Source organism: Nocardioides pacificus (assembly GCF_054775955.1).
This window is the reverse complement of the sequence record NZ_BAAHCI010000005.1, coordinates 72686-93539: the sequence shown is the minus strand read 5'-3', so window position 1 is coordinate 93539 and position 20854 is coordinate 72686. Positions and strand designations below refer to the sequence as shown.

At 72.8% G+C, this 20854-nt stretch carries 20 protein-coding genes; 12 read left to right on the top strand and 8 right to left on the bottom strand.

The window, feature by feature from the left end:
• Positions 1-2: 2 nt before the first annotated feature.
• On the bottom strand, positions 3-476 hold the full coding sequence (locus ACYU7L_RS03000) for a DUF2867 domain-containing protein (protein WP_460793716.1): 474 nt from the start codon (positions 474-476) through the stop codon (positions 3-5).
• Positions 477-629: 153 nt separating this feature from the next.
• Between ACYU7L_RS03000 and fbaA the strand changes: the two genes are divergently transcribed.
• Together fbaA and ACYU7L_RS02990 are read left to right on the top strand one after the other, a co-directional pair.
• On the top strand, positions 630-1664 hold the full coding sequence (gene fbaA / locus ACYU7L_RS02995) for a class II fructose-bisphosphate aldolase (RefSeq protein WP_460793715.1): 1035 nt from the start codon (positions 630-632) through the stop codon (positions 1662-1664).
• Between the two features lie 225 nt (positions 1665-1889).
• A complete protein-coding gene (locus tag ACYU7L_RS02990) occupies positions 1890-2900 on the top strand; it encodes a hypothetical protein (protein ID WP_460793714.1) in 1011 nt (336 codons plus the stop codon).
• Between the two features lie 138 nt (positions 2901-3038).
• On the opposite strand, the gene ACYU7L_RS02985 is transcribed toward ACYU7L_RS02990, so the two are convergent.
• Positions 3039-3824, bottom strand: a complete 786-nt coding sequence (locus ACYU7L_RS02985) for a YoaK family protein (protein WP_460793713.1) — start codon at positions 3822-3824, stop codon at positions 3039-3041.
• A 68-nt stretch (positions 3825-3892) separates the two neighbouring features.
• On the opposite strand from ACYU7L_RS02985, the gene ACYU7L_RS02980 reads away from it, so the two are divergent.
• Positions 3893-4303, top strand: a complete 411-nt coding sequence (locus tag ACYU7L_RS02980) for a DUF3151 domain-containing protein (RefSeq protein ID WP_460793712.1) — start codon at positions 3893-3895, stop codon at positions 4301-4303.
• A gap of 1 nt (position 4304) precedes the next feature.
• Here the strand turns inward: ACYU7L_RS02980 and ACYU7L_RS02975 are convergent, their stop codons facing one another.
• A complete protein-coding gene (locus ACYU7L_RS02975) occupies positions 4305-5201 on the bottom strand; it encodes a LysR family transcriptional regulator (RefSeq protein WP_460793711.1) in 897 nt (298 codons plus the stop codon).
• A gap of 101 nt (positions 5202-5302) precedes the next feature.
• On the opposite strand from ACYU7L_RS02975, the gene ACYU7L_RS02970 reads away from it, so the two are divergent.
• Entirely contained in the window at positions 5303-6364 is a 1062-nt protein-coding gene (locus ACYU7L_RS02970) for a YeiH family protein (protein WP_460793710.1), read from the top strand.
• 112 nt (positions 6365-6476) lie between these two features.
• Here ACYU7L_RS02970 and lysS read toward each other — a convergent pair whose 3' ends face one another.
• The gene (gene lysS / locus ACYU7L_RS02965; RefSeq protein WP_460796554.1) at positions 6477-7928 is read right to left on the bottom strand and encodes a lysine--tRNA ligase; all 1452 of its coding nucleotides are present in this window, start codon (positions 7926-7928) and stop codon (positions 6477-6479) included.
• Positions 7929-8251: 323 nt separating this feature from the next.
• Between lysS and ACYU7L_RS02960 the strand changes: the two genes are divergently transcribed.
• On the top strand, positions 8252-9277 hold the full coding sequence (locus tag ACYU7L_RS02960; protein ID WP_460793709.1) for a helix-turn-helix domain-containing protein: 1026 nt from the start codon (positions 8252-8254) through the stop codon (positions 9275-9277).
• Between the two features lie 188 nt (positions 9278-9465).
• On the opposite strand, the gene ACYU7L_RS02955 is transcribed toward ACYU7L_RS02960, so the two are convergent.
• Together ACYU7L_RS02955 and ACYU7L_RS02950 are read right to left on the bottom strand one after the other, a co-directional pair.
• Positions 9466-10815: a metallophosphoesterase family protein gene (locus ACYU7L_RS02955; RefSeq protein WP_460793708.1), complete on the bottom strand. Its 1350-nt coding sequence runs from the start codon at positions 10813-10815 to the stop codon at positions 9466-9468.
• A 40-nt stretch (positions 10816-10855) separates the two neighbouring features.
• Entirely contained in the window at positions 10856-11767 is a 912-nt protein-coding gene (locus tag ACYU7L_RS02950) for a diacylglycerol/lipid kinase family protein (protein ID WP_460793707.1), read from the bottom strand.
• A 193-nt stretch (positions 11768-11960) separates the two neighbouring features.
• Here ACYU7L_RS02950 and ACYU7L_RS02945 point away from each other — a divergent pair, with 193 nt between their 5' ends.
• The 4 genes from ACYU7L_RS02945 to ACYU7L_RS02930 all read left to right on the top strand — a co-directional run bounded on the left by ACYU7L_RS02945 (position 11961) and on the right by ACYU7L_RS02930 (position 17317).
• The gene (locus tag ACYU7L_RS02945; RefSeq protein ID WP_460793706.1) at positions 11961-13247 is read left to right on the top strand and encodes an adenylosuccinate synthase; all 1287 of its coding nucleotides are present in this window, start codon (positions 11961-11963) and stop codon (positions 13245-13247) included.
• Between the two features lie 172 nt (positions 13248-13419).
• Positions 13420-14700 (top strand): phosphoribosylamine--glycine ligase, encoded by a 1281-nt coding sequence (gene purD, locus ACYU7L_RS02940; protein WP_460793705.1) that lies wholly within the window; start codon positions 13420-13422, stop codon positions 14698-14700.
• 5 nt (positions 14701-14705) lie between these two features.
• Positions 14706-16127 (top strand): adenylosuccinate lyase, encoded by a 1422-nt coding sequence (gene purB, locus ACYU7L_RS02935; RefSeq protein ID WP_460793703.1) that lies wholly within the window; start codon positions 14706-14708, stop codon positions 16125-16127.
• Positions 16128-16252: 125 nt separating this feature from the next.
• A complete protein-coding gene (locus ACYU7L_RS02930; protein ID WP_460793702.1) occupies positions 16253-17317 on the top strand; it encodes an NAD-dependent epimerase/dehydratase family protein in 1065 nt (354 codons plus the stop codon).
• On the opposite strand, the gene ACYU7L_RS02925 is transcribed toward ACYU7L_RS02930, so the two are convergent.
• Complete coding sequence (locus ACYU7L_RS02925) at positions 17314-18756, bottom strand: MFS transporter (protein ID WP_460793701.1); 1443 nt, start codon at positions 18754-18756, stop codon at positions 17314-17316. The genes ACYU7L_RS02930 and ACYU7L_RS02925 overlap by 4 nt on opposite strands.
• A gap of 80 nt (positions 18757-18836) precedes the next feature.
• Here ACYU7L_RS02925 and ACYU7L_RS02920 point away from each other — a divergent pair, with 80 nt between their 5' ends.
• Positions 18837-19112 (top strand): acylphosphatase, encoded by a 276-nt coding sequence (locus ACYU7L_RS02920; protein WP_460793700.1) that lies wholly within the window; start codon positions 18837-18839, stop codon positions 19110-19112.
• On the opposite strand, the gene ACYU7L_RS02915 is transcribed toward ACYU7L_RS02920, so the two are convergent.
• A complete protein-coding gene (locus ACYU7L_RS02915) occupies positions 19113-19415 on the bottom strand; it encodes an antibiotic biosynthesis monooxygenase family protein (protein WP_460793699.1) in 303 nt (100 codons plus the stop codon).
• Between the two features lie 125 nt (positions 19416-19540).
• Between ACYU7L_RS02915 and ACYU7L_RS02910 the strand changes: the two genes are divergently transcribed.
• On the top strand, positions 19541-20446 hold the full coding sequence (locus tag ACYU7L_RS02910; protein ID WP_460793698.1) for a phosphoribosylaminoimidazolesuccinocarboxamide synthase: 906 nt from the start codon (positions 19541-19543) through the stop codon (positions 20444-20446).
• Between the two features lie 14 nt (positions 20447-20460).
• On the top strand, positions 20461-20854 hold a 394-nt coding region (locus ACYU7L_RS02905; protein ID WP_460793697.1), incomplete at its 3' end, for an SRPBCC family protein.

Below are 20854 nucleotides of genomic sequence, written 5' to 3'. Positions count from 1 at the left end.
CCTCAGCCGCGGCGTGCGGCGTCGCGCACGCGGCGGTGCACCAGCGTGAGCAGCGCCTCGCGGGCCGGGATGTCCGCGGCGAGGTAGGCGCGGCCCACCAGTCCGGAGGGGTCGAAGCGCACCGCCTGGTGCAGCGTCGTACCGCCGCGGGGGTGGGGGAGCACGCGCGTCGTCAGTGTGACCCGGCCCGGTGCGCGGACCCGGGCGACCAGCTGGAGCGTGTGGTCGCCTGCACGGTCGCTCATGTCGGTGACCTCCCAGAAGCCCGCCCGGTCCCCGACGGCGAGCAGGGCGCGCCCGGGCGGCGGCCAGGCGCGGCCGTGGCCTCCGAGGACCCGGTCGATCGCGCCACGCAGCACGAGCGGCGCCGCGTCGACGTACCACTGCTCGCCGGTCTCCCCGCTCGCGACGACCCGCCAGGCGTCGTCCGGAGAGACTGCGAGGCGGCTGGTGCGGCGGCTGGTGTGCAGGCCCATGACCTCGACCGTAGCCCGGTGGGGGTGCCGGCCATTCTCGCTAGTCGTCCGGCCCGGAGCAGTGGGCCGATCGGCCCCTTTCCCGGCGGTGCGGACCCACTAGGGTGGGTCGCGACGTCCGAAGTGCTGAGAAGCGATTTCTAGGAGCCTGAGATGCCCATCGCAACCCCCGAGGTCTACGCCGAGATGCTGGACAAGGCCAAGGCGAACGCCTTCGCCTACCCGGCCATCAACGTGTCGTCGTCCCAGACGCTCAACGCCGCCCTGAAGGGGTTCGCCGACGCGGGCTCGGACGGCATCATCCAGATCTCCACCGGTGGTGCGGAGTACCTCTCCGGCCCGTCGATCAAGGACATGGTCACCGGCTCGGTCGCGTTCGCGGCCTACGCGCAGGAGGTGGCGAAGAAGTACCCCGTCAACATCGCCCTGCACACCGACCACTGCCCCAAGAACAAGCTCGACGGCTTCGTGCGGCCGCTGCTCGCGATCTCGCAGGAGCGCGTCGCGCGCGGTGAGCTGCCGCTGTTCCAGTCGCACATGTGGGACGGCTCGGCCGTGCCGATGGACGAGAACCTGCAGATCGCCGAGGAGCTGCTCGCGCTGGCGTCCGCCGCCCGGATCATCCTCGAGGTCGAGATCGGTGTCGTGGGCGGCGAGGAGGACGGCGTCGTCGGCGAGATCAACGAGAAGCTCTACACGACCCCCGAGGACGCGCTGGCCACCGTCAAGGCGCTCGGCATCGGCGAGAAGGGGCGCTACATGACCGCGCTGACCTTCGGCAACGTGCACGGCGCCTACAAGCCCGGAAGCGTGAAGCTGCGCCCGGAGATCCTCAAGCACGCCCAGGAGGCCGTCGTCGCCGAGCTCGGCCTCGAGGCCGGCTCCAAGCCGTTCGACCTGGTCTTCCACGGCGGCTCCGGCTCGCTGCCCGAGGAGATCGGCGCGGCGGTCGACTACGGCGTCGTCAAGATGAACGTCGACACCGACACGCAGTACGCCTTCACCCGCCCCGTCGTGACTCACATGTTCCAGAACTACGACGGCGTGCTGAAGATCGACGGCGAGGTCGGCAACAAGAAGGCCTACGACCCCCGCGCCTGGGGCAAGGCCGCCGAGAACGGCATGGCCGCCCGCATCGTCGAGGCCTGCGAGAACCTGCGCTCGGCGGGCACGTCGCTCAACGCCTGACGCGGCGGGGTCGTCGCGACGGCCCCGACCCACATGTAACGCGGGGTTATGCGAACTGCCACAGCGATATTTCGCTGGGGTGGACGGCATAACCCCGCGTTACATGTGAAGGGTGGGCGGCGCGGGAGGCCACGGATCGTCCACAGGTACGGCGCGGGACGGCGTCGTCCACAGGGCCTCCGAGGCGGCGGGCGCTCGTCGTACGGCGGGGCGAGGCTGGCGAGCATGCTCCCCCTCGTCCAGGCGCGGATGCGCGCCAACTCCGGTCTCATCACCTATGGCCAGGCGCTGGAGGCCGGCCTCGCACCCGACCAGGTGCTCGCGCTGGTCCGGGGTCGGGACTCAGCCTGGGTGCGCGTGCGTCGGGGCGTGTACGTCGAGCGCTCGGTCTGGGAGGCCCTCGACGAGTACGTCGGTCGGCGGCGCCTGGAGTCGCGGGCGGCCCATCTGAGCATGGTCACCGACCACGTGCTCAGCCACGACTCGGCGGCGCTGGAGCTGGGGCTGACGCTGCTGCGCCCCGAGAGGCCCCTGGTGCACATCACGCGGCCCGATGTGCGGGGCTCGCGGACAGAGCACGGCATCAAGCACCACGGCGCGGTGCACCGGCCCGACCAGGTGATGGTCCCGGACGGGATCGCGTGCCTCGACGTCGCACGTACGGCGGTCGACCTCGGCCGCGAGCACGGCTATCGGACGGGCCTCGTGGCGTGCGACTCGGCCTTGCGGCTGGGCGTCACCCGTGGCCAGCTGCGTGCCGCGCTCGAGCCGATGCGCTGCTGGCCGGGCGTGACCGCGTCGCGCGCGGCCGTCGAGCGGGCCGACGCCGGCGCGGAGTCCGCCGGGGAGACGCTCACCCGCGACCTCCTCGACGAGCTGGGGCTGGGGCCCGTGCAGACACAGTTCGAGCTGCGCGACGCGACAGGCTGGGCCCGCTGCGACCTGCGGGTGGGGCGGCACGTCTTCGAGTTCGACGGCTGGGTGAAGTACCACCGCAGCGACGTCGGCGGCCTCGCCGACCGACCGATCGAGCAGGTCGTCTGGGAGGAGAAGCGCCGCGAGGACTGGGTGCGCAGCTTCGGTCTCGGCATGTCGCGCCTGGTGTGGGCCGACCTCTGGGGCGCCCAGCGCGAGCGCACGAAGACCCGGCTGCTCCGCGAGCATGCGCTGACGGAGGCGCGCTTCGGGAGCTCGATCGACGACCTCGCCCACCTCGTCGTACGTCGCGTGGCCTGACCGGCTGATCCCCCGGCGCCGACCGCCCCGCGCCCGCCCGCGGTCCGTCGTACGCTGCGCCCGCCAGCTCGGCTGTAACGCGGGGTTATCCGAACTGCCACAGCGCTATTTCGCTGTGGTGGACCGGATAACCCCGCGTTACAAGGGGGCGGGCGGGGCGGCGCGGGCCCGGCGCACGTCGGCGGCGACGGGCGCGCCGGCGCTCGCGAAGACGAGCACAGCGAGCGGGATGACGACGGGGAAGCCGAACTCGAGGTAGCCCACGGCGCCGAGCACCCCGCCGAGGAAGAACAGACCCACCAGCGTTGCCAGCATGGACAGCTTGCGGGGGTCGGCCTGCACGGGCGGCAGCCCCGGGGTGCGCTGGCGGTAGGCGAGCTTGCCGAGCTCGATGCCGATGTCGGTGACCATGCCGGTGACGTGGGTGGTGCGGATCTGGGCGTCGGAGATCTTCGTGATGATGGCGTTCTGCAGGCCCATCGTGAAGCACAGCACCGAGATGAAGACGAGGTTGCGGTGGCTCCAGGACAGGCTCTCGGCCAGCAGTCCGAAGAGCAGGATGAGCAGCGCCTCGAGGACGAGCACGTTGGCGTAGCGTCCGCGCAGGTCGCGACGCCGACCCCAGTTGAAGACCACCGCGCAGGTCATCGCGCCGACCACGAAGCAGACCAGGGAGAGCACGCCGATCCCGACGAGGCCGGCCCCGCCGATGACGAGGTTGTCGGCGAGGCTGGCGACGATGCCGGTCATGTGCGAGGTGTAGACGGAGACCGCGACGAACCCCACGGAGTTCAGCACGCCCGCGGTGAGCGCCAGCAGGCCGGCGAGCTGGAGGTTGTGCCGCGGGCTGCGCACCGGGCCGGCGACGGTGAGCAGGTAGTGCCGGACGACGGGATAGATCCCGACCCTGTGCCCCTGGCTCATGCCACCTCCGGGGCCTCACGCTACTCCGACCACTGGGGCGTCGGTGCGCCGTGGCTACTGTGGGCCGCATGAACCACCCCGACCTGATGGCAGGCCCCCCGCCCACCCACCTCCCCGAGGACCCCGCAGCGGTCGAGCTGCAGAACGACGAGCCCGCCGCGGTCGTCCGTCGCCACCCCGAGTCGCCGATCGCCTGGGCGGCGATGGCAGAGCAGGCCCGCGACGCCGGCGCCGACGACGTGACGGTCTACGCCTACTCCCGGGTCGGCTACCACCGCAGCCTCGACATGCTGCGCCGCAACGGCTGGAAGGGGCACGGTCCCGTCCCGTGGGAGCACGAGCCCAACCGCGGCTTCCTGCGCAGCCTCGCACTGCTGGCCCTCTCGGCGCGGGCGATCGGCGAGAGCGCCGAGTGGGAGCGCTGCTCGGAGTTCCTGCGCGACTCCAGCCCCGCGGCGTACGACGCGTTGCTGAGCTGACTCACCCCCGCGCGATGCGCACCAGGTCGGCGGCCGGCCCGCTCGGGCGCATCGCGGCGGGCCACACCGCCCGCAGCGCCCGCGTGAGGTCGAGCCCGCCGACCGCGACGGCCACCAGCTGACCCGAGGCGAGCTCGGAGACGACGGCCAGCTCGCTGAGTACGGCGGGAGCGTCGCCGGCCGCCGCCGCTGCCTTGACCGCGGCGGTGCTGGCGAGCTCGAGGCCGAGCGGGCCGAGCTCCACCCCGGCGCGGTCGAGGGCCCGCACGAGGGTCTCCCGGGTGCCCGACCCGGACTCCCGGACGACCGGGTCGCTCGCCGCGAGCTCCTCGGGTCCGACCGGGCGACGCCGGCGCGCCCACGGGTGGCCCGGTCCCACGACGACGACGAGCTGGTCGCGCGCCACGGTCGTCGAGCCGACGGACCGCGGCACCGTCGGCGACTCGACGAAGCCCAACGGCACCGTCCCTCCGGCCACCAGGGCGAGCACGCCGCCGGAGTTGCGCACGTCCAGGCTGACCCGCAGCTCCGGATTCAGTCGGCGGAAGCGCGCGAGCCACTGGGGCGCGAGGTACTCCGCCACCGTCAGGCTCGCCGCCACGCTCAGGTGGGCCCGTCGGCGCTCGGCCAGCGACCGGGACCCGACCACGACCCGGTCGACCCCCGCCAGCGCCTCGCGCGCCCACTCCGCCACCACGCCGCCCTCGGTGGTCAGCCGGGAGCCGGTCGGGCTGCGCACCAGCATCACGACGCCCAGCTGTCGCTCGAGGCGGGACAGCGCCCGGCTGGCATTGGGCTGAGCCATCCCGGTGGCGCGGGCGGCGGCGCCCAGGGAGCCCAGCTCGCCCACCCTCACGAGCAGGTCGAGGGCGGTCAGGTCGGGCCGCTCGTTGCTCATGCGCTGACGATATGCCCTGGCGCTTACCCATATCAATCGGGCATGGGCTGGTGCTCGATCGGCGTCTACCGGACGGCTTCGCCGGCCGTCACGCTTGTGCGGTGCCCACCGAACAGCTCAACCGCGTCCCCGCTGACCTGTCGGCGCGCGTTGCGGGGCCCTCCCTGATCCCCGGCCTGGTCCTGGCGGCGGCCGGTGCGGCTGTGTCGCTGGCCGCTCACCGGCTCGTCCCCGCCCTGAGCCCCGTCCTCGTCGCGATCGTGCTGGGGGCACTGGTGGCGAATGCGGCCGGGCTCCCGCACGCCGTACGGCCAGGGCTGGGAGTGGTCGCGCGGCGTGTGCTGCGGGTGGGCGTCGCGCTGCTCGGGCTGCAGCTGGTGCTCGCCGACGTCGTCGCGCTGGGCTGGCCGATGCTGGTGGTGATCGGGCTGGTCGTGGGCGGTGGGATCGCCGGCACGCTCGCCCTCGGCCGGGCCCTCGGCGTCGCGCCGGGACGTCGGCTGCTCATCGCGTGCGGCTTCTCGATCTGTGGGGCGGCGGCCATCGCTGCCGTGGACGGCGTCCGGGCCCGACCCGCCGGCCCGGAGGCCCAGGACGGGGGCGACCGCGACGCAGACGTGGCCTCGGTGATCGCGCTGGCCGTGGCCTCCGGGAGTGCCGCGATGCTCCTCGTGCCGGTGCTGGGCGTGCTCCTGGAGCTGGCCCCGGCGGCCACGGGTGCCTGGTCGGGCGCCGCGGTGCACGAGGTCGGCCAGGTGGTCGTCGCGGGCGGGCTGGTCGCCGGTGGCGCGGGGCTCCAGGCGGCGGTGACGGTCAAGCTGGGACGGGTGCTCCTGCTCGCCCCGGTGCTGGGCGTGCTGTCCTGGCGCGAGCGTCGTACGACGCTGCCCGGTGCGCGCCCTCCGCTGGTGCCGCTCTTCGTGGCGGCGTTCCTGGGCTGCGTCGTGCTGCGGACCCTCACCCCGTTGCCGGCCGCCCTGCTCGACGCAGCCGCCACCGTCCAGACAGGCGCGCTGGTGGCCGCGATGTTCGCGGTGGGCTGCTCGGTGGACGCCCGGGTGCTGCGCCGCGTCGGGCGGTCCGAGCTGCTGCTGGCGGCGGGCGCCACCGTCCTGGTGCTCCTGCTCGCCCTCCCCGCGGCGTACGTCGCCGGCCAGGGCTGACGACCCCGCCCCACCGCCGAGTCGGCGCTTCTTCACCGCCCTCCCCGGCAGGCGCCGTGAAGATGCGCCGACTGGGCTGTGAAATTGCGCCGACTGGGCTGGGGGTGGGGGCTCAGGCCTCGGGCTTGAGGTGGGGGAACAGGATGGTCTCGCGGATGTTGGCGCCGGTGAAGAGCATCACCAGCCGATCGATGCCGACGCCCATGCCGCCCATCGGGGGCGCGCCGTACTCCAGGGCGCGCAGGAAGTCCTCGTCGAGCTGCATCGCCTCGGCGTCGCCGCCGGCGGCGCGCAGCGACTGCTTGACCAGGACCTCGCGCTGGATGACCGGGTCGATCAGCTCGGAGAAGCCGGTGCCGCGCTCCACGCCGGCGATGATCAGGTCCCAGGCCTCGATCAGGCCGGGCTTGTCGCGGTGCGGGCGGGCGAGCGGCTGGGCGCTGGCGGGGTAGTCGCACAGGAACGTCGGCTGCAGCAGCTGCGGCTCCACGATCTCGCCGAGGAGCTCGAGGGCGACCTTCTCGCCGTCCCACGCCGGGTCGATCGACACGTCGTGGCGCTCGGCGATCTCGCGCAGCGTCTCGACCGGGGTGTCGACGGTGACCTCCTGGCCGACGGCCTCGGAGATGGCGTCGTAGACCGGGAGCCAGCGCCACTCGCCGTCGAGGTCGACGAGGCCGGCGGGGGTCTCGACCTGGCGGCTGCCCACCGCGTCGGCGGCGGCGAGGAAGATGTCCTGCAGGAGGCGGGCGATCGAGGTCTGGTCGCCGTACGCCTGGTAGGCCTCGAGCATCGTGAATTCGGGGGAGTGCGTGGAGTCCACGCCCTCGTTGCGGAAGATCCGACCCATCTCGTAGACCCGGTCGACGCCGCCCACGACGGCCTTCTTGAGGTTGAGCTCCAGCGCGATGCGCAGCGACATCCGCTGGTTGAAAGCGTTGAGGTGGGTGTGGAAGGGGCGCGCCGCGGCACCACCGTGGATGAGCTGCAGGATCGGCGTCTCGACCTCGAGGTAGCCCTGGTCCTCCAGGCAGTGCCGGATCCCGCTGAGGATGTTGGCCTTTGTGCGGACCATGTCGCGCGCCTCCTGGCGCACGATCAGGTCGGCGTAGCGCTGGCGGACGCGCGTCTCGGGGGTGAGGTCCTTGTGCATGACCGGCATCGGACGCAGCGCCTTGGACGCCATCCGCCACTCGGCGGCCATCACCGAGAGCTCGCCGCGGCGACTGGAGATGACGCGCCCGCGCACGAACACGTGGTCGCCCAGGTCGACGTCGCTCTTCCAGGCGGCCAGAGCCTCCTCGCCGACCTCGGCGAGGCTCAGCATCACCTGGAGGCGGGTGCCGATGCCCTCCTGGAGGGTGGCGAAGGCCAGCTTGCCGGTGTTGCGCACGAAGATGACCCGGCCGGCGACGCCGACCTCGTCCTGGGTCTCCTCGCCGCTCTCGAGGTGGCCCCACTGCTCGCGCACCTCGGCGAGCGTGTGGGTGCGGGGTACGGCGACCGGGTAGGCCGGCGTGCCCTGCTGGAGCAGGCGCTCGCGCTTCTCCCGACGTACTTGCATCTGGGCAGGCAGGTCCTGCTCGGGGGTCTCTGGCTCGGTGGTCGGCGCGTCGGCGGAGCTGTTCACGGCACCAACGCTAGCGGGCCGCCGGACCGACGCGGGAAAGGGCGGGCATGGGAAAGGGCGCCGGAGACGTCCCCTGCGGCGACTCCGGCGCCCTTTTCGTTTGCGTCGGCCTCGCGGCCTCATCCCCCGATGCGGACCGTCCGACCTGTCGGTGCCTCATCCCCCGCGGTGGGCGACCGACTGACGCCCAGACAGGATGTCATCCCTTTACTCCGAGTCGATGGCTAGTCGCTGCCAATGGCACTAACATGCCAACGGTGCTGCGCCGTTCGGTCTCGACCGCCTTCTCCGCGCTGGGCATCGGCCCCGGCCCGGAGCACCTCTACTGGCAGCTGCTGGGCGCACCGCGGGGGGACACGGGCGCCGACCTGGACGACACCGCGGCCTCGGTCCTGCGCACCCGGGAGCAGCTGCTGGCGGACCTGGAGCCGCTGATCGACCTCGGAATCGCCCGACGCGAGGGGGACAGCATCCGGCTGCTCTCCCCGGCCGACGCGTTCGCCACTCTCGTGGAGGCGCAGGCGGTGGCGACGGCCCGGGTCAGCGAGCAGCTCACTCGGCTGGCCCGGGCGATCCCGCTGCTGGACAGCTCCCCCGCGGGTACGAGTCCGGGCACCGCAGGCGCACCGCGGATCGGCGACGGACAGTCCGAGCCGATCGCCGGCGAGGTGCTGCAGGGGGGTGACATGCCCAGCCTCGTCGTGTCGTTGATGCGCCAGACCCAGGGGGAGCTGCTCTGGCTGCGACCCGACCAGTGGCGGATGCCGCACGAGTCCGCGTTCGCCGCCTGCGTCGCGGAGGAGATCGAGGCCGGTCGCCGGTCCCGGGCGATCTATCCGGCGCGGATCCTCCAGGACGCGCCGCGGGTGCTGGTGTCACGGTCGCGGATGGGGGAGGAGATCCGGGTCGCGGCCGAGGTGCCGACCCGACTGGTGGTGCTCGGTGCGAGCTATGCACTGGTGCCCGAGACACTCGGGATCGTCTCCGAGCGGCGCCTGCTGATCCGGCAGGGCGGACTGGTGCGGGGGCTCGCGGGACTCTTCGAGCTGCTGTGGGACCGGGCGGCGACGGTGCCCGGCCTGGAGCACGGCGAGGCCCGCCCGGACCTGCGCCGGCTGCTGCTGCAGCTGCTCGCGGAGGGTGCCAAGGACGAGCAGATCGCCCGGACGCTCGGGCTCAGCCTGCGCACCGTGCGCCGACGGATCGCCGCGATCCTCAGCGACCTGGGGGTCGACTCGCGCTTCCAGGCCGGGGTCGAGGCGGTACGTCGCGGCTGGCTGTGAGCTGGCAGTCGGTGAGCGGGGACGCGCCCGCGCGCCGTACAGCCCGCCCGCATGTAACGCGGGGTTATCCGAACTACCCAAGCGCCATTTCGCTGCGGTAGTACCGATAACCCCGCGTTACATATGGGGGTACGGCGCGACGCCACCGGGCGAGGCGACCTGCTCGCGCAGCCTCGTGGGTGGGTGGCCTACGGCAGGTAGGGCGCGAGCAGTCCGCTGCGCTCGAGGATCGTGTTGTCCTTGCGCAGCGTCATCGTGCCGACCACGAAGGAGCCGGGGGTGTAGTCGACGTCCGCGGCCTTGCGCACCTTGCTGATGCTCCACAGCTCGCCGTTGGCCCGCGACTTGGTCGCGTCGAACTCGCGGATCTCGAGCTCGAGCTGGTCGCCGCGCACCTGACCGACCAGGTAGGAGGCGTCCCCGGCATAGAACAGCCCGCCGTGCGCGATCTGGGTGACCCTGTCCCGGGTGCGTGCGGTCGTCGCGTGCACCTCGCCGTTGAGGTAGAGGTCGACGCGGTGGCGGCGCAGCGTCCTCCAGAACGGCGAGCGAGCCCCCTGCGCCATGGTGAGGCCGGAGGACGACTGGATCCGGACCGGCGTCAGCACGGGCACGTGCCCCTGCACGATGATCCAGTCGATGCCGGCGCGCCGACCCCGCGCGAGCACCCGGTCCAGCCAGGTGAGCTGCTGGCGGTCGAGGCCCATCCGCATGCCGCGGCGCGTCTGCTGGAAGTTGTCGACGGTGACGAGCAGGACCTCGGGGGCGAGCCGCTGGGCGTACGCCGTGTCGCGGGCAGGGCCGGGCGGGCGCATCCGATAGCGGTGTCCGCCCGTGGCACCGCGGGTGAAGTGGCGGGCCCACACGGCCTTGTGCGCCGGGACCAAGGCGCGCTTGGAGCGGATCCGGGCGCTGTTGCCCGACCACGGGTTGTCCCCGACGTCGTGGTCGCCGAGGGCCGCGTGCACCCGGAGCCCGTGGGAGGCGAAGCGCTGGGTCCACTGGCGGTAGTAGAGGTTGCCGGCCGTGCGCAGCGCCCGCAGCCGCTGGGCAGGGGTGCGGGTCGGGCCGAACACTCCGGAGCCCGTGGGGTCGCGACCCCAGTGTCCCTGGACCAGGTCACCGGCCACGAGCACGTCGGCGGGCGCGTGGGAGGCGACGTCGTCCAGGACGATGTCGAGGCCCTCGCGGTAGGACTCGCTGATGCTGTTGCCGAGCGCGGGTCGATAGCCGGGAAGACCGGAGACGTCACCGACGTCCTGGTTGAGGAAGTCCGGCATCGAGACGAACGTGTAGTCGGCAGGCGGCTCCGCAGCGGGCTCGCCGTCCGCGGGGCCCGCGTCGGGTGCGCTGAGGGAGGCGGCCAGTCCGGCGATGCTCCCGGCGCCGGCTCCGACGGGCTCGTCGGCGCCTCGCACTCCTGCCGAGGCGGTCCCAAGCGTGCCTGTCACCACCAGCGCGCCGGCGACACCGAAGCTCGTCAGGGCGCCGAGGCGCCGCTTCCCGCGACTGCTTCCGAGCGCTGTCGTGTTCCCCACGGGGTGAAGTCTCGCAGACTCGCGGTGAGACGACCCGGTCTCACGGGAGGGTCATCGAGAAGGCGGCCCTCTCGACATGCCAGGTCCGCTGCCGCTCGGGCCCGTAGAGCTCCCCGTCCGCGCTGCACCAGAAGTCCTCCCCGGAGATCGACACCTCGGACCCGCGCAGGTAGAGCACGTCGTCACGCTCGATGTGCTCACCGCGTCGCAGGTGCCCGACGTACGCGAACCGGGCCCACAGGCCGGTCGAGCGCGAGATCATCACGTCGACCTTGCCGTCCTCGGGGTCGGCGTCGGGGGTGAGCTCGGTGCCGCCGCCGACGTGGGAGCTGTTGCCGACCGCGACCATCAGCAGCGGCTCGTCGAAGTCGTTGACGAGCACGCCGTCGACCTCCACCCGCAGCCTGATGTGCGGGGGCTGGAACGCCGCCAGCACGGCGCCGATCGGGTAGCCGAGCCGGCCGAGGTTGACCTTGCCGACGCCGACCTCGCCGAGACGCTTCTTCCACCGGTGGCCCCGACGACTGGCCTGGGCGCCCGCCCCCGCGTGCACGTTGTTGACGACGATGTCGCCGAGCTCGTCGACGATCAGGTCGAGTGGGGTGACCTTCCCGTGCAGGACCAGCTCGGCGGCCTCCTTGACGTCCAGGGGGATGCCGGTGCCGCGCGCGAAGTCGTTGCCGGTGCCCAGCGGGATCAGCCCCAGCACGGACTCCTTGAGCTGGTTGCGCCGGTGCAGGGCGGCGACGACCGCGTGCAGGCTGCCGTCGCCGCCCGCCACCACGATCCGCCGCGAGGCGGCCCGGTGCAGCACACCGTCGAGCTCGCCGGGGTTGGACGTAGCCGCGACCTCCACGGAGGCCTCGCGCCGCAGCACGTCGAGGGCGCCCTGCAGGGTCTCCTCGTCGGAGGTGCCGGCGTCGCTGTTGGTGATGACGAGGAGTGGGTCCACGTGCGGACCCTACCCAGCCGGTCCGCCATTGCGTTCCTTCTGCCGCCCCGAGCCCGGGCTTTGGTAGCGTGGCGTCGCAAGAGCCCCCACCAGCCCGACCGGTCCTCGGTCAGCACAGCGCTGTTGCAGGGGCTGTTTCCATTTCCAGCTGTTCCCTTCCAGACAGTGCATTGTCGAAGACAGAGGTGACTCGATGCCGGCCATCGTCATCCTCGGCGCCCAGTGGGGCGACGAGGGCAAGGGCAAGGCGACCGACCAGCTCGCCACCAGCGCCACGATCGACTACGTCGTGCGCACCAGTGGCGGACACAACGCGGGCCACACGATCGTGGTCAACGGCGAGAAGTTCGCGACCCACCTGCTGCCCAGCGGGATCCTGACCCCGGGGGCGACCTCGGTGATCGCCAACGGCGTCGTGGTGTCGCCCGAGGCGCTCTTCCGCGAGCTCGACTCGCTGATCGAGCGTGGGGTGGAGGTGGCCGACCTGGTCGTCAGCGCCAACGCGCACGTCATCGCGTCGTACCACTCGACGACCGACAAGGTCACCGAGCGCTTCCTCGGCAAGAACCGGATCGGCACGACCGGACGCGGGATCGGCCCGGCCTACGCCGACAAGATCAACCGGCTCGGCATCCGGATCGCGGACCTCTTCGACGAGAAGATCCTGCGCGCCAAGGTCGAGGCCGCTCTCGAGCAGCGCAACCACCTCTTCACGAAGGTCTACAACCGCCGTGCGGTCGAGACCGACGCGGTCGTCGAGGAGCTGCTGTCGTACGTCGACCGGCTGCGGCCGATGGTGGCCGACACGTCGCTGCTGCTCAACCAGGCGCTCGATCGCGGCGAGACGGTCCTCTTCGAGGGCGCGCAGGCGACGATGCTCGACGTCGACCACGGCACCTACCCGTTCGTGACCAGCAGCAACCCGGTCGCCGGCGGGGTGTGCGTGGGCGCCGGCGTCGGCCCGACCCGCATCGACCGGGTGATCGGCGTGATCAAGGCCTACACCACCCGCGTCGGCTCGGGCCCCTTCCCGACCGAGCTCTTCGACGAGGACGGTGAGGCGCTGCAGCGCATCGGCGGAGAGATCGGCGTCTCCACCGGTCGCACCCGTCGCTGCGGCTGGTACGACTCGGTGATCGCCCGCTACGCCACCCGCGTCAACGGCCTCACCGACCTGTTCCTCACCAAGCTCGACGTGCTCGACACCTGGGAGCGGATCCCGGTCTGCGTGGCCTACGAGATCGACGGCGTGCGCCACGACGAGATGCCGATGACGCAGACCGAGTTCCACCACGCGAAGCCGATCTACGAGTACTTCGAGGGCTGGCAGACCGACATCTCCGGCTGCCGCCGCTTCGAGGACCTGCCCAAGAACGCGCAGACCTACGTCCAGGCCCTCGAGCAGCTCTCCGGCACCCGCTTCTGGGCCGTCGGCGTCGGTCCCGGCCGCGAGCAGACCATCGTCGTCCACGACGACTGACCCACCCCCAGCTCACCCCCCCATCCCGCCGACCCGTCACTCCCTCGACCATTTCCGCGGCGTGTCGCGGAGCGAGTGACGGGTCGGCCCGGGCGGGGGTACGGCGCGCGGCGGCGTCCGCGCTCCGGCGCAGTCGCGGCGGGCTCGGGGGCCGCACCTAGGATGGACGTCCGTGAAGACCCTCGTGATCGGAACCGGCGGCCGCGAGCACGCCCTCGCCCGCGCACTCTCACTCGACCCGGGGGTCACCGAGGTCCACGCGGCCCCGGGCAACCCGGGCATCGCCGCGGTCGCGACCCTGCACGACGTCGACCCGATGGACGGCGCGGCGGTCGCGGACCTCGCTGAGCGACTCGGCGCCGACCTGGTCGTCGTCGGCCCGGAGGCGCCGTTGGTCGCCGGGGTCGCCGACGCCGTCACCGCCCGCGGCATCGCCTGCTTCGGTCCGTCGCAGGAGGCCGCACAGCTCGAGGGCTCCAAGGCCTTCGCCAAGGAGGTGATGGCCGCCGCCGGCGTGCCCACCGCCGCCGCCCGGGTCTGCACGACGCCCGAGCAGGTGACCGCTGCCCTCGACGAGTTCGGCCCGCCGTACGTCGTGAAGGACGACGGCCTGGCCGCCGGCAAGGGCGTCGTCGTCACCACCGACCATCGCCAGGCGATCGAGCACGCCGCCGCCTGTGGGCGCGTGGTCATCGAGGAGTACCTCGACGGACCGGAGGTCTCGCTCTTCGCGATCACCGACGGCGTCACGGTGCGCCCGCTGCAGCCGGCCCAGGACTTCAAGCGGATCTTCGACGGCGACTCCGGGCCCAACACCGGAGGGATGGGCGCCTACACGCCGCTGCCCTGGGCGCCCGAGGGCCTGGTCGACGAGGTGCTGCGCGACGTGCTGCAGCCGACGGTCGACGAGATGGCCCGTCGAGGCACGCCGTTCCGCGGGCTGCTCTACGCCGGGCTGGCGCTGACCTCGCGCGGCACCCGCGTCATCGAGTTCAACGCCCGCTTCGGCGACCCCGAGACCCAGGCGCTGATGGCGCTGCTCGACTCCCCGCTCGCCGAGCTGCTGCACGCGGCGGCGACCGGCCGGCTCGACGCCGTACCCGCCCCTGCTTGGAGGCCCGGCGCCGCCGTGGCCGTGGTGATGGCCTCGCGCGGCTATCCGGAGTCGTCGTCCAAGGGCGACCTGATCACCGGCCTCGAGGACGCCGAGGCGCTCGAGGGCGTCCACGTCATCCACGCCGGCACCGCGCTCGACCGCGACGCGGTCGTCACCGCCGGCGGGCGGGTGCTGGCCGTCACCGCGGTCGGGAGAGACCTCGCCGACGCCCGGGCCCGCGCCTATGCCGGGGTCGAGCGGATCGCCTTCCCCGGCGCCCAGCACCGCTACGACATCGCGGCCAAGGCCAGCGCCCAGCCGGCCAGCGTCCCCACCGCACCCACCGACGGAGAGTGACCCCCGTGCCCGAGTTCCCCAACGTCCTCGCCACCCGGTACGCCGGCGCCGACCTCGCCGCGATCTGGTCGCCGGAGCACAAGATCGTGCTCGAGCGGCAGCTGTGGATCGCGGTCCTCAAGGCGCAGCGCGACCTCGGCATCGACGTGCCGGACGGCGTCGTGGAGGCCTACGAGGCGGTCGTCGACCAGGTCGACCTGGCCTCGATCGCCGCGCGCGAGCGGGTCACCCGTCACGACGTGAAGGCGCGCATCGAGGAGTTCTGCGCGCTGGCCGGCCATGAGCACATCCACAAGGGGATGACCTCGCGTGACCTGACCGAGAACGTCGAGCAGCTCCAGGTCCGCCAGTCCCTGGAGACCCTGCGCGACCGCGGCGTCGCGGCCGTCGTACGCCTCGGGCGGCTCGCCACGGAGCACGAGACCACCGTGATGGCCGGCCGCTCGCACAACGTCGCCGCCCAGGCGACCACGCTGGGCAAGCGCTTCGCGAGCATCGCCGACGAGATGCTGGTCGCGATCGCGCGGATCGAGGAGCTGCTCGCGCGCTACCCCCTGCGCGGCATCAAGGGCCCGGTCGGCACCGCCCAGGACATGCTCGACCTGCTGGACGGCGACGCGGCGAAGCTGGCCGAGCTGGAGACCCGGGTCGCCGCCCACCTCGGCTTCGAGCAGGTGCTCACCTCGGTCGGCCAGGTCTACCCGCGCTCGCTCGACTTCGAGGTCGTCTCCGCGCTGGTGCAGCTGGCCGCCGGCCCCTCCAACCTCGCCACCACGATCCGGCTGATGGCCGGCATCGAGCTGGTCACCGAGGGGTTCAAGGAGGGTCAGGTCGGCTCCTCGGCGATGCCGCACAAGATGAACACCCGCTCCTGCGAGCGCGTCAACGGCCTCGCGGTGATCCTGCGCGGCCACCTGTCGATGGTCGGCGAGCTGGCCGGCGACCAGTGGAACGAGGGCGACGTCTCCTGCTCCGTCGTACGACGCGTGGCGCTGCCCGACGCGTTCTTCGCCTCCGACGGGCTCTTCCAGACCTTCCTCACCGTGCTCGACGAGTTCGGCGCCTTCCCGGCGGTGATCCAGCGCGAGCTCGACCGCTACCTGCCCTTCCTCACCACCACCAAGGTGCTGATGTCGGCGGTGCGCAACGGCGTGGGCCGCGAGGTCGCCCACGAGGCGATCAAGGAGCACGCCGTCGGCGTCGCGCTGGAGATGCGCCAGGGGCTGGCGGTCAACGACCTCTTCGACCGGCTCGCCGCCGACTCGCGGCTGGGCCTGTCGCGCGACCAGATCACCGCGCTCGTCGCCGAGCCGATCGAGTTCACCGGCGCCGCTGTCGCCCAGGTCCAGGAGGTCGTACGCCGCGTGGACGCGCTCGCTGCCCGGTATCCCGGCGCCGCGGGGTACGCGCCGGGGGACATCCTCTGAGCCGGTTCCGTTTCACGAGTTAACTCGTGAAACGCGCACTTCCCACGCGAAGGTTCACGTGGGAAGTGACCGTTTCGTGTGGCCAGTACGACGTGCGCAGCCGCGCCGTGGGGTACCAAGGACCCGTGAGCTCCCCTGACAAGCACGACGCGACCGACCTGACCGTGGCCGTCACCGGACCCACCGGGACCCTCGGGCACGGCCTGATCCCGCTGCTCGAGGCCGACCCCCGCATCGCCCGTGTGGTCGGCACCGCCCGTCGCGCGTTCGACCCGGCGGAGCACGGGTGGTCGAAGATGACCTACCGCCGCGGCGACGTGCGCGACGTCGACTCGCTGACCGAGGCGTTCGCCGGGGCCGACGTCGTCGTGCACCTCGCCTTCGTGATCGTCGGCGGGGCCCGCGAGGTCACCCGGGCGATCAACGTCGAGGGCACCCGCAGCGCGTTCCGGGCGGCCGCCGAGGCCGGGGCCCGTCGCTTCGTCTACACCTCGTCGGTGGCGGCGTACGGCTTCCACCGCGACAACCCCGCCGAGCTGGACGAGGACTGGCCGACCCGCCCCGCGGACCGGCTGTTCTACGCCCAGGAGAAGGCGGAGGTCGAGGAGATGCTCCAGGAGGAGGCGGCCGAGCACCCCGAGCTCGAGCTCTACCTCCTGCGGCCCCCGATCGTCGTGGGGCCGCACACCGTCGGCGGCAAGGCGCACCTGCCCGCCGCCCTCACGGGCCTGCTGCCCGAGGCGCTCACCACGCAGGTGGGCGCCGTCATCTCCCGCGGCCTGGCGGGCGGGCTGGCCCACCGGCTGCCACCCGTGCCGGTGCCGGTGCCGGACCTGCCTCTGCAGCTCGTCCACGAGAGCGACGTCGGCCGCGCGCTGCTGCAGTGCGTCGTCGGCGCCGGTCCGGCCGGTGCCTACAACATCGCCGCCGCCGACACGATCAGCACCGTCGACATCGCCCGCGAGCTCGGGGTCACCCCGGTGGTGATGCCCGGTGCGCCGGCCCAGGACCTGGCCCGCCTCGTCTCCCGGATCCCGGGGCTCCCGTCGGCGGCGCAATGGGTGGAGGCGCTGAGCCGTCCGGTCATCATGGACACGAGCCGGGCGCGCGACGAGCTCGGATGGACGCCGCAGGTCTCCGCCCTCGACGCCCTCCGGGAGGCCCTCGGCCGCTCCTCCGGCGACGGCTAGGAGGGGCTGACGACCCGAGCCCGCGCGCTGAGGATCGCGAAGCCCAGCGCCAGGCTCAGCAGCACCAGCGCCGTGACGAGCGCCGCCCGCAGCCCCGCCTCGGGCGAGCTGTCCAGGGCCAGGCCGTAGGCGGTCATCAGCAGCGCCGCGCCGAGCGCCGACCCGATCCGCTGCCCGGTCTGCAGCGCCCCGCCCGCAGCCCCACCCATCTCCGGGGGCACCTGCGCGAGCGTGAGGGTGAAGTTGGGGGAGATCACGCCGCCGCCGCCGAGCCCCGCGAGCAGCAGGCACGGCACCAGCGTCCACACCAGGGCGCTGCCCTCCAGCCCGGGCACGAGCACGGCGATCAGCACCACGCCCGTCATCATCGTGCCGAGCGCGACCAGCGTGACCCGCCGCTCCCAGGTCGAGACCAGCCGGCCGGCCACCGGCGAGGTCAGCGCGGCGCCCACCGCGAACGGCGTGGTGAGCAGGCCCGCGTCCAGCGGCGAGAGACCCAGCGACTCCTGCAGGTGCACCGACAGCACCAGGAAGATGCCGGTGAATCCGGTGAAGTAGAGCGTCCCGACGGCGAGCCCGCCCGCGAACCCCGGCGTACGACGCAACAGGGCGACGTCGAGCAGCGGCGGCCGGCCCAGGCGGCGCAGCCGGTCCTCCCAGCGCACGAAGGCCCAGGCCAGCGGGAGCGCCCCGATCAGCAGCAGCAGCGGCAGCCGGGCTCCACCCTCGGCGCTGACCAGGGGGTAGAGCACGCAGAGCACGGCGCCGCCCAGCAGCAGCGCCCCGGGCACGTCGATCCAAGGTCGGGCTCCGTCGCGGCCGGGAGCCCCCGGGACCAGCCGCACGATCGCGACCAGCGCCACCAGCCCGATCGGGATGTTGACCCAGAACAGCCAGCGCCACCCGTCCTCCGCGCCGGCCAGCGCGATGATGGCGCCGCCGAGGATCGGTCCCATCGCCGAGGCCGTGGCGACGGTGAAGCCGAACATCCCGAACGCGCGGCCGCGCTCCTCGCCACGGAACAGCTGCTGGATCAGCCCCGAGTTCTGCGGGGTGAGCAGGCCCGCCGAGGCGCCCTGGGCGAGCCGCGCCACGATCACCGTGGCGGTGTCGGGAGCGAAGCCGACGGCGGCGCTGGACAGCACGAAGCCGGTCAGCCCGATCACCATCATCCGCCGCCGCCCGTAGGCGTCCCCGAGCCGTCCGCCGGCCACCAGCGTCAGGCCGAACGCCAGGGCGTAGCCCGAGACGACCCACTGGATGTTGGCGGTGGTCGTGCCCAGCCCGGCGCGCAGCGAGGGGATCGCGACGTTCACGATCGTCACGTCCAGCAGCGACATGAAGCCGACCACCAGCGTCACGCCGAGGATCCGCCAACGCCGGGGATCAGGCTCGTACGGCGCTTGCCCGGCGCGCTCCTCGACGGTCTCCTCGCTCACCGGTCCAGCATCCAGCCCCGCGCAAGAGTCGGTCCCCGCACAAGCATCGGCCCCCGCGCGGTCCGGGCATGATGGGAGGCATGGGTGAGCGAGCCGTCGACGTGGTCGTGACCGGGCGGGTCCAGGGTGTGTCCTACCGCGCCGCGACCGAGCAGGAGGCACATCGCCACGGCGTGCGCGGCTGGGTCCGCAACGAGCCGGACGGGTCCGTGGCCGCCCACTTCGAGGGCTCGCCGCACGCCGTCGCGGCGATGCTCGCCTGGTGCCGCGAGGGGCCCCGCTTCGCCGACGTGGACGACGTACGCGTCACCGAGGCCCGCGCCGAGGGGGCCGCGGGCTTCAGCGTGCGCTACTGATCAGGGCCGGACGTCGAGCACGACCTCGAACTCCAGCAGGTTGGCGCCCGAGGCGACCGGCTTGCCGTGCTGGCCGGCGTGCGCCGCCCGGGCGTCCCCGTCGCGCCACGCCTCGAAGGACGCGTCGTCCTCCCACTGGGTGATCACGAAGTAGCGCTCCTCGCCCGCGGTGGGGCGCAGCAGCTGGAAGCCCAGGAAGCCCGGGGTCCCGTCGATGGTGCCCGCGCGCTCGCCGAAGCGACGCTCGAGCTCGGGGCCGGCCTGGGGCGGGACACTGATCGCGTTGATCTTGACGACTGCCATGGGTGTCAGCGTAGGGGGTGGGGTCTCGACGTCGGTTGCTGCGCAACCTGCTCGACCGGCGAGGACGCCGCCCGTTGGTCGAGCAGGTTGCTCTGCAACCGACGTCGAGACCTAGGCTGACGACCGTGAGCCTCCAGATCCCGCCCGCACCGGCCGTCGAGGGTGCGACGCACCTGCACTCCGGGAAGGTCCGCGACCTCTACCGCATCGACGCCGGCGAGCACGCCGGCCGGCTGCTGATGGTGGCCAGCGACCGGATCTCGGCCTACGACTTCGTGCTCGAGCCGGCCATCCCCGGCAAGGGCGAGATCCTCACCCGGATGTCGTTGTGGTGGTTCGACCAGCTCGCCGACCTGGTCCCCAACCACGTGGTCTCCACCGACGTACCCGAGTCCGTGCGCGGGCGAGCGGTGATCTGCGAGAGCCTGCACATGTATCCCGTCGAGTGCGTCGCCCGCGGCTACCTCACCGGCTCCGGCCTGGCCGACTACCGCGCGACCGGCGAGGTCTGCGGCGTGGCGCTGCCGCCGGGCCTCGAGGACGGCTCGCGGCTCCCGGAGCCGATCTTCACGCCGGCCACCAAGGCCGAGCTCGGCGACCACGACGAGAACGTGTCGTACGACGCCGTGGTCGCGACCGTGGGCGCCGACGACGCCGCCCGACTGCGCGAGCTGACCCTGGCCGTCTACGCCCGCGCCGAGGAGATCGCCCGCTCCCGCGGGATCGTGCTGGCCGACACCAAGCTCGAGTTCGGCCGCTTCGTCGGTCCTGAGGGTCCCAGCGGCATCTGGCTCGCCGACGAGGTGCTCACCCCCGACTCGTCGCGGTTCTGGCCGGCCGACGAGTGGCAGCCGGGCTGCACCCAGCCGTCGTACGACAAGCAGATCGTGCGCAACTGGCTGACCTCGGCGGAGTCCGGCTGGGACCGGGAGTCGGGGGAGGCGCCGCCGCGGCTGCCCGACCACGTGGTCGAGCTGACCCGGGCCAAGTACGTCGAGGCCTACGAGCGCCTCACCGGCACGACGTACTGACGCCGGTCGCCCTGATGGAGTTCACCGTCGAGCTGGTCGCCCAGGCCTCGACCGAGCGCGCCCACGCCTACTTCGCCGACCCGGCGCTGCGCCCGCGCTGGCAGTCGAGCCTGCGGGCGGTGGAGCCGCTGGACGGACCGGCCCAGGGTGTCGGCGCGCGGTGGTACGACGTGACGAGCGTCGGCGCGCGCCCGCTGATGGAGGTCACCGAGGACGTTCCCGGGCGGGTCTGGTCGGAGGTGGGGGAGTGGCACGGCCTGGTCGCGCGGCTGCGGATGACGTTCTCCCCCGTCGGAGCCGATGCGGCCGGGCCCACGCTCGTGCGCGCCGTCGTGAGCGTCGAGGCTCCGGGCTGGCGCCGCCCGCTGGGCTGGGCGATCCGGGTCCTCGGACCGGTGGGCATCCGCG